Raw genomic sequence first — 15,781 nt, 5'->3', positions numbered from 1 at the left:
TTATTACTCCTTGTCTACCATATTAATCGAGAACGTAATCCAACTAACCAGATTTGGCTTTTATCAGGGTTTAGAGCAGGGTTTTGAACAAATTGAATATCCGGGGTAATTTCGAAAAAAGGTACTGGTTTGAACAAATAAAACAGTTCCCCAGTGACTTGATTATCAGGGTTGCCGACAACATTTGCCAAGTTAATCCCAAAACCTAAATTATTGTTAGCGCCACCAAGTCCAAAATAACCCACTCCGGCACTTACTGAGCGGTCGATACCAAGCAAGCTGCCCTTATCAGCGAAACCAGCACGAACAAATGGTAGCCACTTACCAATCATCCAAGATGCAGAAAGATTAATACCTGAATCGCTATCTTGATTTAACTGCTCACTACTATCGGCATGCCAAGCGGTAAGATGTAGGTTGTTGACAAAAATTTTCTCCTTGCCGGAGGTATAACCCAATTCGATGCTTTTAAAATAGTGGTTTTTATTAAAGAAATTTTCAGCGCTCTTTAAGGGGTCAGTTGGATCAGACTCCATGTCAACAATGCCACCAATAACAAAGACATTTTGGTTCAACATTGTTCCTCCAGCCACACCAAAGGCTGAATCACTAGGCAAGGCCATTGTGGTAGCGCCAGTACTGAAAGCAAAATTCATGAAGCCCGTCCAAGGGCTTGCTAAAGCGAAAACATCGGCATAATCGGTTGCGTCTAAATAGCCAACCGTAAGCGTTGCGTTATGGTCATTAAAGCGCTGGCGCCAATAAAGGTTAGTTAAGCGGGCTCCCTCATCAGAGAACACTGGGCTTACAATACCTAAACCTCCAGCGTTAAATTCAATGCCTTTAACTGGAGTATCTGTATAGCTGTGCCGATGCTCAAGCTTCCATACCAAACCACCAGCATCTGCCGAACCTGCATTAAGCATATCCCAGCTGCCATAAAAACGAAGCATGCCATTCGCGGCAAAGTCATCTTTATCTGACAGCACATTGCTAGCGTTAACGGCGGCCGCTGAATAATCTATTGCCAGTTGGATATGTTGTTTAGCTAAACGCTGCTTCATTGGTAGCGCTTGTTCACGCTGGTCACTAGCAATTCGATTGTCTACAGCGTCCTCACTACCTAAAAAATCAGTCTTTTGCTGAGCGAGCAGCTGCGGAGATAACGCTGCTATGCTTACAGCAAAAAGAAAACAAAAAGCACTGATCAATCGATTCCTTGACTGATACATTACAAGCCTATGATTTTAATCATTTATTCAATTTTGTTATTTTATACTAGATGATGATTCACCTTATTAGTAGGTAAAATAATTATCATTTAAGCTCATTATCACGGACTAAAGCTAACGAGAATGAAAACACACCTGATAAAAGCCTTACACGCAAAGCCGTTTATCAGCGAACTAGATAAACGCAAGGTGAATTATTCGCGTTTGGCCAAACAAGCAGGCTTACCAATAGAAGCACTCTCTAAAACGGATGCGGTTGTAGGGGAGTATGCATTATGGCAGTTTGTTGAGAGGGCTGCAGACTTGCTAGAGGACCCACTTTTTGGCTATGCCTGCGCAAAGTCCTCTCCAATTTTGAGCCTTGCAGATATTAGTGATGATGCCAGTATTAACTTACTCAGTATCTTGCGGAAATTCATTCAACGAGCAAAACAAGATTCCAATAGTTGCCACTACTCACTCATTCCCACGGGGTTAAATCAAACATGTTTGCACCGCTTACCTGCTTTCGGCAAGCGCTTTTCCAGTTGGCAAGTGGAGCAATATATGTTGGCTGTTTTTTTTCAAGTAATTCGCCTGTGCGCACCCAAAACTTGGCTACCCAAGCAGGTATGTGTGAGCTCAGTAAATACCCCTCAAGCAATTCCCAAGGCCTGGCAAAGCATTGATATTACCTGGGGCTGTAGCGCCACCCAGCTGACCATAGAGAATCATTTACTAACCTTCTCGCCAAAGGTAGTTAACAATTCGGTCCATCAGGTCGCTGAACAACTTTCTTTAAGTATTGAGCAACTTATTGCCAGCCATGTTCGCATTCAATGCGCAAATCTAAGCCAGTTAGCTACTGAGCTAGGTATGAGCAACGCAACCCTAAAGCGCAAGCTCGACAGCCAAGGTGTCAGTTTCACTCAACTAGTAGACCAAGAAAAATATAAATGGGCATGTGAACTTCTCAGCGAAACGTCTCTCAGTATCAGCCAGATTTCCAGCCACCTAGGTTACAACCACCCTTCTAACTTCTCGCGTGCGTTTAAGCAGTTTTCTGGCGAAGCGCCTTTACGGTATCGGCGACAACACTCAGTTTAAAGCTCAAATACGCTCCAACAAGGTCACTAACCTCCAAGAATAGCTTCATCACATAATACAAAAGAAAACAGCAAATCGACATCGCCTTCAAAGCGACTCAACTATACTTTTAGTAGGGCTGTTCAAGGGGTGAATTATGAGTGATTGTTGTTTATTGCCCAAGGGCACCGATCTGATTAGAGCGGTTAAGTATATCGGCGAGCACCATTGTCATGATGCTCGCTCCTTAAACGATGTAGCGTTTCGCTTTGACTTGAACCCACTCGATCAACAGTTCATTTTAGAACACTTTATCGAGCAGCCCGATCCCATTAACGCTAAGTCAAATCAATCCAAGTAGACTTAAGCTCGGTGTATTTTTCTAGCGCATGCAAGGATTTGTCGCGCCCATTGCCCGACTGCTTAAAACCACCAAAGGGCATTGTCATATCACCGCCATCCCAATTGTTCACAAATACCGTACCGGCGCGCAGGGCACGTGAAGTGCGCACCGCAGTATTAATGTCACTGGTCCACACTCCGGCGGCTAGGCCATATTCGGTATCGTTGGCTAAGGCAATGCCCTGCTCAAGCTCGTCAAACACTTGAATTACTAACACTGGACCAAAAATTTCTTGTTTTACAATATCCAGTTTGGCATCTACATCATCAAAAATAGTAGGTTTAAGGAAGTAGCCACCTCTTTCCTGTAAGGCTTGCTCACCACCACATAACAGCTTGGCACCCTGTGCTTTTGCTTGCTCTATAAATGCCAATACTCGCTGCATTTGTACGTCATCAACCATTGCTCCCATGCTGGTATTGGGATCCAATGGGTTGCCTGGTTGCCAGTTATCAACAAGAGCTAGCATTTTATTTACTAAGGCTTTGTGCACGCTGCGATGCACGATAAGCCTAGACCCGGCAGTACACACTTCACCTTGATTATAAAAAATCGCAGCAACTGCTGTGGCGGCCGCCTTGTCTAAATCGGCAACATCAGCACACACCAGATTCGGGCTCTTACCGCCACACTCCATAAAGGCACGCTTTAAGTTTGATTGCCCAGAAAACTCCACCAATTTTTTACCCACAGCAGTAGAGCCAGTAAAGGTAATGCAGTCTACATCCATGTGCAGTGCCAACGCTTGCCCAGCGGTGTGTCCATACCCAGGCAGCACATTAAACACCCCGTCTGGAATACCCGCCTGTTTCGCCAGTTGCGCCAAATACAGTGCACTTAAGGGGGATTTTTCCGAAGGTTTTAAAATAACCGAATTACCGGTGGCCAAGGCAGGTCCAATCTTCCACGAGGCCATTACTAAGGGAAAATTCCACGGCACAATGGCCGCCACTACACCCAGCGCCTCTCGCGTGACTAAAGCAAGAGCATCGGTGGTAACAGGTGCCACTTCATCATAAACCTTATCTATCGCTTCACCATTCCAAGCAACACAGCGTGCGGCGGCAGGTGCATCGTAGGACAACGCGTCACCAATAGGTTTACCCATGTCTAGGCTTTCTAACAAAGCGAGTTGTGTTTGATGCTGCTCAATCAGTTGAGCAAAGGCTTGTAGCTTTTGCTTTCGCTCGGCTGGCGGAAGGTTCGACCACACTCCACTTTGATAGGCTGTTCGTGCTGCGCTAACCGCCAATTCAACATCGGCAGCATCACACTCAGCTACCTCAGCTAGCACTTGTCCGGTCGCAGGGTTAATGCTGCTAAAGGTTTTTCCTGATTGCGCATCCACAAACGCTCCGTTTATAAATGCCTTAGTGGGGAATTCCAATTCCCGCGCTTGTTGTTGCCAATAAGCTAGATCCTGCTGCGCCATGTTCCCTCCGGATGAATCCATCAACTGTTACCCAATAATGAACAAAACTACACAAATATTAAATTTTATTCCATACTTGATACAGTTTATTTAACAGCTTATGGTCAATATATAGCTATTCTTTAGGTTTTTACTATGCAAATTGCGATTCTAAATTGTGACCGAGTTGATAAGCAACTTGCTGAAATTCATGGTGAATATCCCAATATGTTCATCAAGCACCTGAGCGAGCAAGATTCACAACTACAGTTTGAAGTGTTCAATGTACTTAACAGTGAGCTGCCTAAACTCAATCAATTTGATGGCTTTTTAATTACCGGCAGCCGACACAATGCCTATGATCAACAGCCATGGATTTTACAGTTGGTGGCTTGGGTACAGCAGTGTGAACAATTGCAGCGCCCCTTGGCAGGAATTTGTTTTGGTCATCAAATCATTGCTCGTGCACTAGAGGGTAAGGTTGAAAAATCAAGTGCGGGTTGGGGTTTAGGAGTGGCTAAAAACACCCTTATTCAAGCGCCCACTTGGGCAGAGCCGACGGAGCAAGATAGCTTATCCATTTTGGTGAGCCATCAAGACCAAGTGACTGCTCTTCCAGCACAAGCCCAGTTGCTAGCAGGCAGCGACTTTTGCCCTAACTTCATGTTTGAAATTGGCCAACATACCTTTGCTATTCAAGGACATCCCGAGTTTCCTGTTGGATATGCTGAGGCCCTCATCGACAAACGACAAATGATCTTATCGCCTACTCAATTCGTTTTAGCTAAAACAAGTTTAGTACGTCCACTGGATGCAAAACTGGTCTTCTATTGGATTTTGCAGCTTTACCGCTTGGGTCAAGCTAAACACCAGGTTTAGCCAAAGCAACTGTAAATAAAGGTAAAAGCTTTGCTAGAAGACTCGACAATACAATCCAAGAAACGTTAAATAACACTAATAGCAAGGATTGAATCATAGGATATGGAATGCACTTGGCTAGTTGGGCTTGGATAACTCTACTTATTGTAAGTTTAAGCGCTTGCAGTATGAACGATACGCCTGCTCATGAACCGCATACCGTGGCCACAACCACCAGCTGGACCAGCCAATATCAGCAAGGTCAATTCAATCAACAGCGATTTGAGCAAGCCTTACCTAGTGACCTCCAAACCTTGATCACTGAAGCGCTAAGCAATAATCCCGCATTACAACAACAAGGCTTCGCCCTTGACCAACAGCTTTATCAAGTAAAAATTCAAGATTCACAAAGCTGGCCAAATGTTGAAGCCTTTTTAACCGGCCAACGCAGTGGCAGCGATACCAGCACCGCCACTCAACTGCGCGCAGGCCTAGATATTAGCTGGGAAATAGATTGGCTAGGAAAACTTGATGCCTTGCAACAAGCCGCAGTGTTAGATGCCAAAGTAAGCTTTGAACAATGGCAACAAGCGCAAATTCGCTTAGCCGCAAACACAGCGCAACAATGGTATAACGTGATTGAGGCTCAGCAACAACAGCAGCTCATTGAAGAGCGTTACAACAACCTCAAAGCCAACCTGCAAATTATTGAAGAAAGCTATCAAAGCGGTTTAAACAGCGCCTTAGATGTTTACCTAGCGCGCGCTGATTTAAGTGCGTCACAAGCCCAGTTAAACTCTCGAAACAATCAGCTCACTCAAGCTCAACGCGAGCTGGAACTGCTGCTTGGGCGCTACCCCGGTGGTGACATAAAGGTAGCCGGGCAACTTAACGTACCGCTAGATGCTATACCAGCAGGCTTGCCCTCAGAGTTATTAATTCGACGCCACGATATTAAGGCAGCTCAATATCGGCTAGCCGCTGCCGACTTAAGGGTGTACGCAGCTTATCGTGACCGCTTTCCTAGCCTTACCCTCACTGCCAGTGGTGGCGCGCAAAGCAGCCAACTCAACCAGTTGCTCAATGGTGAATCATTGGTGTGGTCTTTGTTTGCCGGAGTGACCGCGCCGATTTTTGATGCCGCCCGTCGTGAGAATCAGCAACTGCAACAATACGCGGTTGCTCAAGGCTTAAACTCGGCTTATTTGGAACAAGTATTAGCAAGTTTTGCTGAAGTGGAAGAAAGCCTCACCCTCGAGCCTAGCCTGTACCAAAATGCCCAATTACTCGCCACCGCAGCCGAAGATTCTAAACAAGCGGAGTCCTTAGCCTTTGAAAACTACTTAGCTGGCTTAAATGAATACGTCACGGTATTAGAGTCGCAGCGCCGCGCCTTTGATGCCCAAAGCAGCGCCATTACTGCGCTTAACTTGCAGCTACAAAATCGTATCGAGCTTTACCTAGCCCTAGGTGGGCACCTCGAACAGGCGCAAACCACTCGTGAGGCCTTTGCCTCCGAGCCATTATTTTAACTGGAGTGATGCCAATTATGGCCAAACTGATACGACTTAGCCTGCCACTGTTGGTGATTATTATTGGTCTACTGATTAGCCAATACATCAAGGCAAACAAACCACAGGCTCAACGTAAACCGCAAGCCGAATTAGCCAAACTTGCGGTAGAAGTGAGTCCGCTTAGTTTGCAGAGTTATCAAGCCAGCGTTAGCTCCTTTGGCACTATTCGCCCGCATACCGAAAGCAACTTAGTGGCACAGGTAGCCGGCAGCATTACTTATGTTTCAGCTAATTTTCGTGAAGGGGCATTCTTTGAAAAAGGCGAAGTGCTGCTAAAAATTGATGCCAGAGATTACCAAAATGCCATCACCATCGCCGAAGCAGAGCTGCAAACCACCCAGCTGCAATTGGCCGAAGAACAAGCCAAAGTTGAACAAGCGCTGCGAGATTGGAAGCGTTTAGGCAAGGGCAAGCCCGCCAACGACTTAGTATTACGTAAACCCCAACTAGCCGCCCAAGAAGCCGCGATGGCCTCGGCTAAAGCTAAGCTAACTCGCGCCAAGTTAGATCTAGAACGCACCGTGATTCACGCCAGCTACGCCGGAAGAATACTGGAGAAAAACGTTGAACTAGGCGAGTACGTGACTACCGGAAAAAACCTAGCCAATAGCTATGCGGTCGATTACTTAGAGGTGCGCCTGCCCTTAAGCTTAAACGAGCAAAGTGTATTAAACATCCCAGAAAATTATCGTCGCAGCCAAAGCCCAGTTAGCCGGCCACAGGTAGATTTAAGCACTAACTTTGGCGCAAAAGAATACCACTGGCAAGCCAAGGTAGAGCGCAGTGAAGCAGCCCTAGATAGTGCCAGCAGACAGTTATTTGTTGTGGCAAAAATTAATGACCCCTACGGCCCCGCTAACGAAAATAAACCGGCGCTTAAGATTGGCCAGTTTGTTAGCGCACAAATTCAAGGCAAAACCTTAGAGCAAGTATTTATTATTCCTCGCAGCGCGCTCTATTCAGGGCAACAAGTGATTGTATTGGAAGACGGATTACTACAGAGAAAATCAGTCAACATTCTGTGGCAAGATCAGCAAAGCTACATAGTAAATGGCGGCATCGAAGCTGGCCAAATGTTGGTGACTACGCCCCTTGGCAGGGTAATTAGTGGCACACCCGCTAAGCCAATAGGAGCTTAAACCATGCTGCAAATTACTCAATTAATCCCCTTAGGGAGAGAACTATTATGCATGGCTTAATTGCTTGGTTCACTCGCAATCATGTTGCCGCTAACTTGCTAATGGTGCTGATCATCGGCTTAGGTTTGTACTCAGCCAAATTCCGTTTACCCTTAGAGGTTTTCCCTGAATTTGAACTGGATATGGTGAATGTAAGCATCGCTCTGCCAGGCTCTAGCCCAGAGGAAAGCGAAGAAAGCCTAGCCATTCGCATAGAAGAAGCGATTAGCGACATTGAAGGCATAGACCAAATATCTTCAGTCTCGCAAGAAGGCGCTGCTCGAGTGAGCGCCGAGATTAACTCGCGCTACGATACCCGCGATGTAATGAGCGATATTAAATCGCGAATCGATGCCGTTAATACCTTTCCTAGCGACGCAGAACGTCCAGTGGTTAGCCTTACCCAACGCAAACGCGAGACCATTACTGTTGCAGTATCTGGTGACTTAGCCCATAGCGAACTGCGCTTAGTGGCAGAATCGATTCGCGACGAATTATTGCAATTACCAGAACTCTCTCAAGTAGAGCTAGACTCGGTAGCGCCCTACGAGATCTCCATCGAAGTCTCCGAACAAAAGCTGCGCGAATATGGCCTAGAGCTTAGTAAAGTTGCTCAAACCATTAGCCAAGCTTCGCTAGATTTATCTGCAGGTTCGGTGAAAACTCAGGGCGGTGAAATATTACTGCGCACCAAAGGCCAAGCCTATGTAGGGGATGAGTTTGCCAATTTGCTGATTATTAGTCGCGCCGACGGCACCCGCATTCGCTTATCCGACATTGCTACGGTGGTGGATGGTTTTGAAGAAACTCCCATCGAGAACCGCTTCAATAACCAACCTGCAGTAATGATTGAGGTGTACCGAGTTGGCGATCAAAGTGCCATTGCCATCTCCGATGCGGTAAAGCAATACATCAGCGATAAGCAGTCTTATTTGCCGCAAGGCATCTCTTTAAACTATTGGCGAGACAGCGCCAAAATAGTAAAAGCCCGTTTAAACACACTAAAAAACAGTGCCATTCAAGGTTGTTTATTGGTGGCCTTGTTGCTGGCTATCTTCCTGCGCCCAGCCATTGCGATTTGGGTATGTATTGGCATTCCCATTAGCTTTATGGGTGGCCTGTTGTTGATGCCTACCATGGATGTCACCATCAATATTATCTCGCTATTTGCCTTTATTATGGTGCTGGGGATTTTGGTGGACGATGCCATTGTCACCGGCGAGAATATCTATACCCACCTAAAGGCGGGTGAAGAACCGCTGCACGCGGCGATTAAAGGTACTCAAGAAGTCGCCGTACCGGTTACCTTCGGGGTGCTTACTACGATTGCAGCCTTTATGCCGTTAATGATGATTGATGGGGTACGTGGCAAAATATTTGCGCAAATCCCACTGATTGTGATTCCGGTGCTGCTGTTTTCTTTGGTGGAATCAAAACTCATTCTGCCCGCCCACTTAAAACACATCAAGCCGGTGAGTAAAAACCCAGGTCGCTTTAGTTATTGGCAAAATAGATTTGCCAATGGCTTTGAGTCCGCCATCATTAGGTTTTATAAACCGCTGCTAAAAGTGGCCTTGTCTCGACGACTGCTTAGCGCCGCCATCGCAATTAGTGTTTTTGTGGTGGTATTGTCTTTAGCCACCTCTGGCTGGGTACGCTTTATTTTCTTCCCAAGGGTGCCCAGTGAAACCGCACGCGCCTCTTTAGTGATGCCAGCGGGCACCGCCTTTAACACTACCGACGATTACATCAATCGGATGTTGGGCGCAGCCTTAGAATTACAAGAAAAATACCGAGACCAAGAAACTGGCGACAGTGTGATTTTGAATATTCTGGCCACCAGTGGTTCTAGTGGTGGTTCGGGCAGTGGCCAAAGTAATAAGGGGAGAGTGATATTCGAAATAGAACCGCCCGAGTCGCGCACTAATCCAATTAGCAGTGGCGAACTAGTGAGAGAGTGGCGACAACTAATCGGCAGCTTGCCGGGTGCAGAAAGCCTAACCTTTAGGGCGGAAATCGGCCGCGGTGGCTCGCCCTTAGATGTGCAGTTCAGCAGTAACGATTTTGCGGCGATGGCTCAGGTGGCAGAGCTAACCAAGCAAAAACTACAAGAGTACCCAGCGGTATTTGATGTAGAAGACAGCTTGGCCGACGGCAAATTGGAGCTACAACTTAATATTAAACCGCAGGCCCAAGCGCTAGGTTTAAGTTTAAATGATTTAGCCCAGCAAGTAAGAAGTGCATTTTTTGGTTATCAAGTGCAGCGCATTCAGCGCGGCCGCGAAGACGTGAAGGTCTACGTTCGCTACCCCGCCAGCGAACGCCGCTCTCAGTACAACCTTAATAATATGCTAATTCGCACCCCCGATGGCGCCGAACTGCCCTTTAGCGAAGTTGCTAGTGTGACTCCTTCACAAAGCCCTGCCACCATTACTCGCATTGACCGTTTACGCACCCAAAATATCCGTGCCGACGTGAATAAAGAGCAAGCCAATATTGAGGTGATTAAAACTGAACTGCAGCAGTGGTTAAGCCAAACCTTGGTGGCCTATCCACAAGTAAACGCGAGCCTAGAAGGGGAAGCTAAAGAGCAGCGAGAATCCTTTAGCAGCTTGGGCTTTGGTATGTTGTTTGTGCTGTTTGTTATCTACGGCTTACTGGCGATTCCCTTTGGCTCCTACTGGCAACCCTTAGTAGTTATGTCGATCATCCCCTATGGCGCAGTGGGTGCTGTTTTGGGCCACATGATTATGGGCATGCCATTAACTATTATGAGTATGATGGGCATGTTGGCGCTCACCGGCGTGGTGGTAAACGACAGCTTAGTATTGGTGGATTACATTAATCGCCAACGCAAAAAAGGCGTGGATTTAGTGACTGCGGTAGCCAATGCTGGAGTGGCACGCTTTAGAGCAGTAATTCTCACCTCACTCACCACCTTTGCCGGTTTAATGCCGCTGATTTTTGAGAAAAGTACTCAGGCACAATTCTTAATACCTATGGCGGTATCACTGGGTTTTGGCATTATTTTCGCCACTATGATTACTTTGCTAATAGTGCCTGTTAACTACCTATTGTTAGAAGATGCTCAACGCGGGCTTAAACAAGCCAAGCAGTGGTGGTTACGTGGATTTGAGCAAACCAGTAACTAGGCGTAAACAAAAAGGGACTAGCTAAGCTAATCCCTTTTTCATTAAAACCGTAAGAACTTAAGCCACGCTAGTGCTTACCATTTGTTCGCCCTGCTCTACTGCTTCAGCTATAAACTCGCTGACTTTCTCTTTATCAACGCCTACTACTTCGCACAAAGGTGCTGGTAAGTTGTTGGCCACCGTTTCACTACTTAAACCGGCATTAAGCGCATGGTGAGCAAAAATGGCCAAACGGATTAGTACAGCTGGCTTAGACACTTCTTCAAAATCCATTGGATTAAGCTGCTGCTCAATGGCATCGGTGATAACCGGAGAAAAGTTCCAGCGACGCGCCAGTTCACCACCAATTTGGGCATAATCTAAACCTAAGGTTTGCCGCTGTGCAGATACCCGCGTTTCACCGGTTTCTAAACTCAATTCGATAAGGCCCGCTTCTTCAGGTGTAGCACTGGCAATCAGTAACTCGCCAAAGTTATGCAACATACCGCAAGTAAAGGCCATTTCAGGTTCTATATCTGTACTTTTAGCCAGCGCTTGCGCTAATAAAGCCACATACATGGCTTGGCTCCAGAACTGTTGCTGGTCAAAGTTTTTGCTCGGCATCATGCCATTTAGGCCAGCTGCAACAACTAAGGATCGAACTCGCTTTAGACCGAGGCGAATCGCCGCTGCTTCAATAGAATCAATTTGTTTAATACCGCGAAACGCCGCCGAGTTGGCCATTTTTAGCACATTGGCACCCAAGGATTGATCAGTGGCAAGCTTTTTACCCAACTGATGTAAATCGACATTCTCATCGTTAATGCTGGTCAGCAATTCCTGCATAATTTGCGGCATCACCGGCAGTTTTTTTACCTGCTGGAAAAAGGCTTCCAGTTCCATGGATTACTCCCTAAAAAAATAGTGTGAAGCACTGCATGCTTTCACTTACCAATTGGTCAAAAATTGAGCGTCATTTCACATTGATGTAACAAGCTAACTTGTTTATCACCAAATTGACCCACACTGAATCTTATATGCAGAATAGTTTGACCTTATAGGCGCGGAAAATACAGTGACGATCGCACAAAACGGTAGGAAAACTTGGCCCAGCTGTAAACCTATTACTCAAGGTTTATCAGAACAGGTACTAAAAGAATTAATTTTAGGAAACAAAACCTTAGATTATGGCTCTTGGTTGCATTGCTTAGGTGCAGAACGCTTGGTAGACGAGCAAGAATATCCTAGTGCCAGCCAAGCGCATATTGTCAGTGACGCCTTAGCGTGAAAACTGTTCAGGCACCTCGCCTAACAACACCATCTCACGCACTTCATTTAACATCACCTGAAGCCAAGTAAATTGATGCTGATGCTCTTCAGCGCTAAAACCGATTGTTCCAGCCATAAAGTTTCGAGTGAAGCCATACAAATACAAACAAACACTGGTTAGGGCTTCATCGTCCCACTTTGAGCCATTTTCAATAAACGAACGTTTACTGTGGAGTATCAAAATTTCGCGGTGCCAACTTTCTAAAGCTTTAAAGTCTTGGTCGTGAGTAAACAGTTCATGAAAACTCACCAACATTACCTCTGTTTCTGGCAGTTGATTAACCCGAAACTGGGTACTGTCTTTATATTCAACGATATTACCAACAGCTTGTTGAAAGTTGTGTTGCTCAACCACCTCTTGCACTTTTTCAAACCAACGCTTGGCGAGGGCAAAAAAGATCGCATCTTTGTTCTTAAAGAAACGGTACAAAGAGGCAATGTCGATCTCGGCGTATTGGGCAATAAGGTTGGTATTTACCGATGCCATGCCTTGTTCTTTAATAAGAGACAAAGTGCTATCTAGGATGTGCTCCACTAGTCGCCTGGTTCGCTCTTGGCTTGGCTGCTTGCGCATGGCCAGATGCTCAGGTACGACATAGTTTTCCATATTCACCCTCTCATTGATAAAAACATCATCTAAATTCCATCAGCTAATCCAGATTAAATGAAGCTTAGCTGAGATAATACAGCAGCTTATACTCCACAAAGCTTAACTAAACAACTCTTGCATAAGATAACTGTGTATAAGTTTTGTCATGAAGAAAAACATATTGCTCGACAATGCTAAGGAATATGCAACAATACACAAATATCTGACTCATTAGTCAGATCTAGTAGCTAGTTATTCACGGAGAAGAATTTGGACCGCTCGGCCGAAGATTTAGTCAACTGGTTTCGTCAGTCGGCGCCTTATATTAATGCCCACCGAGGCAAAACCTTTGTTGTAATGCTTAGTGGCGAAGCCAGCAGCAGTGGCAATTTTAGCAACATCATCCAAGATATCGCGCTACTTAAAACCCTTGGGGTGAAAATAGTATTGGTATGCGGCGCTCGACCACAAATCGATGGCCTGATTGCAGCACATCAACATAGTTGTTTGTTTGCTGGTGAACAGCGTATCACCGACGAGCGTAGCCTTAACATCATTAAGCAAGCGGTTGGCCAAATTCAAATGGATATTGAAGCCCAACTGTCTATGGGTTTAGTCAACTCTCCCTTGCATCAAGCACATATCAACGTGGTGCGTGGTAACTTTGTGGTTGCCCAACCCATTGGCGTAGAAGATGGCATCGACTTTTTGCACACCGGCAAAGTACGACGCATTAACCACCAAAGCATTAAGCGCCAATTAGATCATGGCGAAATAGTAATGGTGTCCCCCTTAGGGGTGTCGGTAACTGGCGAATTATTTAATATTTGCTCGGAAGACATTACCACCGAAATTGCAGTCTCGTTAAAAGCAGATAAAGTAATTTACTTCTGCCCTGAGCAAGGCATTCACAATGACAAAGGCCAGCTGGTAAGCGAACTGCTACCCGATACAGCCAATCAATTAATGCGCTCAGAGCCCTTTCTACGAGAGACCGACAAAGATACGCTACGCTACTTACGCGCGGCTATTCAATGTAGCGATAGAGGCATAGATCGTTGCCACTTAGTGAGCTACCAACAAGATGGCGCATTATTGCAAGAGCTCTATACCCGCGATGGCAGTGGCACGCAGCTCGTTCAATACAGCTACGAGCGGGTGCGTGAAGCAAGACTTGATGACATTAATGGCATTATCGAGTTAATAAGACCATTGGAAGAAGAAGGCATACTAGTGCGTCGCTCACGCGAATTGCTGGAGATGGAAATTGAACGCTTTACCATTGTAGAGCGCGACGGCATGATCATTGGCTGTGCTGCACTTTATGCCTTTGAACAAGAAAACATTGGCGAACTGGCCTGTTTAGTTAGCCACCCGCAATATCGTCAAGCCAGCCGTGGCGACCGCTTATTGCAAGCCATTGTTAAACGCGCTCGCCAGCAAGGCTTGAGCAAGTTGTTTGTGCTAACCACTAAAAGCATCCATTGGTTTAGAGAACGCGGCTTTGCACCTGCCGATTTTGAAGATCTTCCTACCGAAAAGCAGGCCATTTACAACCTGCAACGACGCTCTAAAATCTTGATGATGGATATCACCCACTAAGCCTCTAGCGCTAACCTCGTTCTATATCGCTAAACCAAAAAAACCAGCTCTACAAAGAGCTGGTAAAAAGACAAACATAAGAAAATAAGGAAGCACGCTAAGTAGGCGCTTAGCGTGGGATTTTATTTCTCTTAGAAGTCGTAACGCGCAGCGAAGTGGAACTCGTTCTCAGCGTCATCAATGTTGTTGATTTGGTAAGCAGCAACAATGCGTAACTGTTTAGTTAGGTTGTAACGACCTTCGATAGTGTAGTAATCCACTTTGTCGTACTTAGCAGCACCTTCCTCTTCAACTTCAGCTTTATTCCACATTGCTTGAGCGCGGAAAGCTTTAGTGAATTTGTAGCCTGCAACTAACTCGTAACCAGTGTGTTCGTTTTTAGCGTCAGAGCCGTGCAGTTTAAAGGCTTTGTTGTTTTCGCCCATAGAGTAGTTAAGTGCAGCGTAAACACCGTTTGCATCGTAGTTAACACCTACTAATGCCATTTTGCTGTCTTTAGCATCGCCGTTGTTAGCAATGTTGTAACCCGCACCTAGGCCCAAACCAAAGTCGAAGCCGTAAGCTACAGCGATACCGTAAGCAGAGTTGTCTTGGCTAGCGCCAGTAGTCTCGTCTTTTTGGTTATCGTTAAACTTGTAAGAAGCGTGAAGGTCAAAGTTATTGAACTCGCCAGCGTACTTAAGAACGCTGTCTGAACGGCCAATGCCTTCTTCACGGCTAGAGCTAATACCAATAGCAGAGTTACCGTAAGGGTTTACGTAGCTTGCATCAGTCCAATCAGCTACTAGCTCTAGAGCACCGTAGTTACGACCGAAAGTTACTTCACCAAAGTCGCCACCAAAACCAGCGTAAGCTAAACGTGCTTTAGTTGCTGAAGTGTTGTCACCTTCGCCACTGTTTTCCATTTGCAGCTCGTAACGACCTAGAGCGTAGTTTGACTCACCAAACTGAGATTTAACTTTAGCGCCAAAACGTACGTATTGGTCAGCACCAAAATTGTCAGATTTACCAGCATCGTCACCAGCAGTGTAACCAGCGTAGATACGGCCGTATAAATCAACAGCGTGTTTCTCATCTTCGTAAACTTTAGCAGCGTTAGCTGAACCAGAAGCAGCGGCAACCGCTAGAGCGATAATAGTAAGCTTTTTCATTTTAATCCCTAAAAAATGTGAAGTACATCAAGTAAAAGTTGAACAAATCTTAGGGTCGAAAAATTACAGCTAGGTGACTGAAGTATTAAAGATTAATGACAGCGGAACTTTATTGAATAGTTTGTAAGCGTTTATTTTTTAAGCAGTTTATTTAGGGGCTGTTGATCGTTCGAGCTGATTTTTGCAGCCATTTGTGGCTTATTTATACAAGGCAGAAGCTTTACTACATGAGAAGCTGATAACGCAGTAGAAATAAGC

13 protein-coding genes are annotated in these 15,781 nt (G+C 45.7%); 8 read left to right on the top strand and 5 right to left on the bottom strand.

Annotation, left to right across the window (positions count from 1 at the left end; translation table 11 throughout):
• Positions 1-14: 14 nt before the first annotated feature.
• Entirely contained in the window at positions 15-1,211 is a 1,197-nt protein-coding gene (locus K5609_RS01330; RefSeq protein ID WP_221075647.1) for a carbohydrate porin, read from the bottom strand.
• 144 nt (positions 1,212-1,355) lie between these two features.
• On the opposite strand from K5609_RS01330, the gene K5609_RS01325 reads away from it, so the two are divergent.
• Both K5609_RS01325 and K5609_RS01320 read left to right on the top strand, forming a co-directional pair.
• Positions 1,356-2,318: an AraC family transcriptional regulator gene (locus K5609_RS01325; RefSeq protein WP_221075646.1), complete on the top strand. Its 963-nt coding sequence runs from the start codon at positions 1,356-1,358 to the stop codon at positions 2,316-2,318.
• A gap of 136 nt (positions 2,319-2,454) precedes the next feature.
• Complete coding sequence (locus tag K5609_RS01320; protein ID WP_016399833.1) at positions 2,455-2,658, top strand: hypothetical protein; 204 nt, start codon at positions 2,455-2,457, stop codon at positions 2,656-2,658.
• Here the strand turns inward: K5609_RS01320 and K5609_RS01315 are convergent.
• Entirely contained in the window at positions 2,636-4,153 is a 1,518-nt protein-coding gene (locus K5609_RS01315; RefSeq protein WP_246611926.1) for an aldehyde dehydrogenase, read from the bottom strand. The genes K5609_RS01320 and K5609_RS01315 overlap by 23 nt on opposite strands.
• A 114-nt stretch (positions 4,154-4,267) precedes the next feature.
• On the opposite strand from K5609_RS01315, the gene K5609_RS01310 reads away from it, so the two are divergent.
• The 4 genes from K5609_RS01310 to K5609_RS01295 all read left to right on the top strand — a co-directional run bounded on the left by K5609_RS01310 (position 4,268) and on the right by K5609_RS01295 (position 10,873).
• A complete protein-coding gene (locus K5609_RS01310) occupies positions 4,268-4,990 on the top strand; it encodes a glutamine amidotransferase-related protein (protein ID WP_221075645.1) in 723 nt (240 codons plus the stop codon).
• Between the two features lie 107 nt (positions 4,991-5,097).
• Positions 5,098-6,501, top strand: a complete 1,404-nt coding sequence (locus K5609_RS01305) for an efflux transporter outer membrane subunit (protein ID WP_221075644.1) — start codon at positions 5,098-5,100, stop codon at positions 6,499-6,501.
• A gap of 17 nt (positions 6,502-6,518) precedes the next feature.
• On the top strand, positions 6,519-7,682 hold the full coding sequence (locus K5609_RS01300; protein ID WP_221075643.1) for an efflux RND transporter periplasmic adaptor subunit: 1,164 nt from the start codon (positions 6,519-6,521) through the stop codon (positions 7,680-7,682).
• Positions 7,683-7,729: 47 nt separating this feature from the next.
• Positions 7,730-10,873, top strand: a complete 3,144-nt coding sequence (locus tag K5609_RS01295) for an efflux RND transporter permease subunit (RefSeq protein WP_221075642.1) — start codon at positions 7,730-7,732, stop codon at positions 10,871-10,873.
• Positions 10,874-10,930: 57 nt separating this feature from the next.
• Here K5609_RS01295 and K5609_RS01290 read toward each other — a convergent pair whose 3' ends face one another.
• Entirely contained in the window at positions 10,931-11,755 is an 825-nt protein-coding gene (locus tag K5609_RS01290) for an HDOD domain-containing protein (protein WP_221075641.1), read from the bottom strand.
• Positions 11,756-11,927: 172 nt separating this feature from the next.
• On the opposite strand from K5609_RS01290, the gene K5609_RS01285 reads away from it, so the two are divergent.
• Positions 11,928-12,140, top strand: a complete 213-nt coding sequence (locus K5609_RS01285; protein WP_016399840.1) for a hypothetical protein — start codon at positions 11,928-11,930, stop codon at positions 12,138-12,140.
• On the opposite strand, the gene K5609_RS01280 is transcribed toward K5609_RS01285, so the two are convergent.
• Entirely contained in the window at positions 12,132-12,788 is a 657-nt protein-coding gene (locus tag K5609_RS01280; protein WP_221075640.1) for a TetR/AcrR family transcriptional regulator, read from the bottom strand. The genes K5609_RS01285 and K5609_RS01280 overlap by 9 nt on opposite strands.
• Before the next feature lie 252 nt (positions 12,789-13,040).
• Between K5609_RS01280 and argA the strand changes: the two genes are divergently transcribed.
• Positions 13,041-14,372, top strand: a complete 1,332-nt coding sequence (gene argA, locus K5609_RS01275; RefSeq protein WP_016399842.1) for an amino-acid N-acetyltransferase — start codon at positions 13,041-13,043, stop codon at positions 14,370-14,372.
• 131 nt (positions 14,373-14,503) lie between these two features.
• Here argA and K5609_RS01270 read toward each other — a convergent pair whose 3' ends face one another.
• Complete coding sequence (locus tag K5609_RS01270) at positions 14,504-15,523, bottom strand: porin (protein ID WP_221075639.1); 1,020 nt, start codon at positions 15,521-15,523, stop codon at positions 14,504-14,506.
• Positions 15,524-15,781 lie beyond the last annotated feature (258 nt).

The sequence above is a fragment of the Agarivorans aestuarii genome, assembly GCF_019670125.1.
GTDB lineage: Bacteria > Pseudomonadota > Gammaproteobacteria > Enterobacterales > Celerinatantimonadaceae > Agarivorans > Agarivorans aestuarii.
Note: the sequence above shows the minus strand (reverse complement) of the source record. Positions and strands in the feature narration are given on the sequence as shown.

Excerpts from the sequence above, each read along its gene's own strand:
- K5609_RS01300 (WP_221075643.1), top strand. The coding sequence starts at position 6,519 with ATGGCCAAACTGATACGACTTAGCCTGCCACTGTTGGTGATTATTATT.
- K5609_RS01305 (WP_221075644.1), top strand. The coding sequence starts at position 5,098 with ATGCACTTGGCTAGTTGGGCTTGGATAACTCTACTTATTGTAAGTTTA.
- K5609_RS01320 (WP_016399833.1), top strand. The coding sequence starts at position 2,455 with ATGAGTGATTGTTGTTTATTGCCCAAGGGCACCGATCTGATTAGAGCG.
- K5609_RS01290 (WP_221075641.1), bottom strand. The coding sequence starts at position 11,755 with ATGGAACTGGAAGCCTTTTTCCAGCAGGTAAAAAAACTGCCGGTGATG.
- K5609_RS01280 (WP_221075640.1), bottom strand. The coding sequence starts at position 12,788 with ATGGAAAACTATGTCGTACCTGAGCATCTGGCCATGCGCAAGCAGCCA.
- K5609_RS01295 (WP_221075642.1), top strand. The coding sequence starts at position 7,730 with ATGCATGGCTTAATTGCTTGGTTCACTCGCAATCATGTTGCCGCTAAC.
- K5609_RS01310 (WP_221075645.1), top strand. The coding sequence starts at position 4,268 with ATGCAAATTGCGATTCTAAATTGTGACCGAGTTGATAAGCAACTTGCT.
- K5609_RS01315 (WP_246611926.1), bottom strand. The coding sequence starts at position 4,153 with ATGGATTCATCCGGAGGGAACATGGCGCAGCAGGATCTAGCTTATTGG.
- K5609_RS01325 (WP_221075646.1), top strand. The coding sequence starts at position 1,356 with ATGAAAACACACCTGATAAAAGCCTTACACGCAAAGCCGTTTATCAGC.
- K5609_RS01270 (WP_221075639.1), bottom strand. The coding sequence starts at position 15,523 with ATGAAAAAGCTTACTATTATCGCTCTAGCGGTTGCCGCTGCTTCTGGT.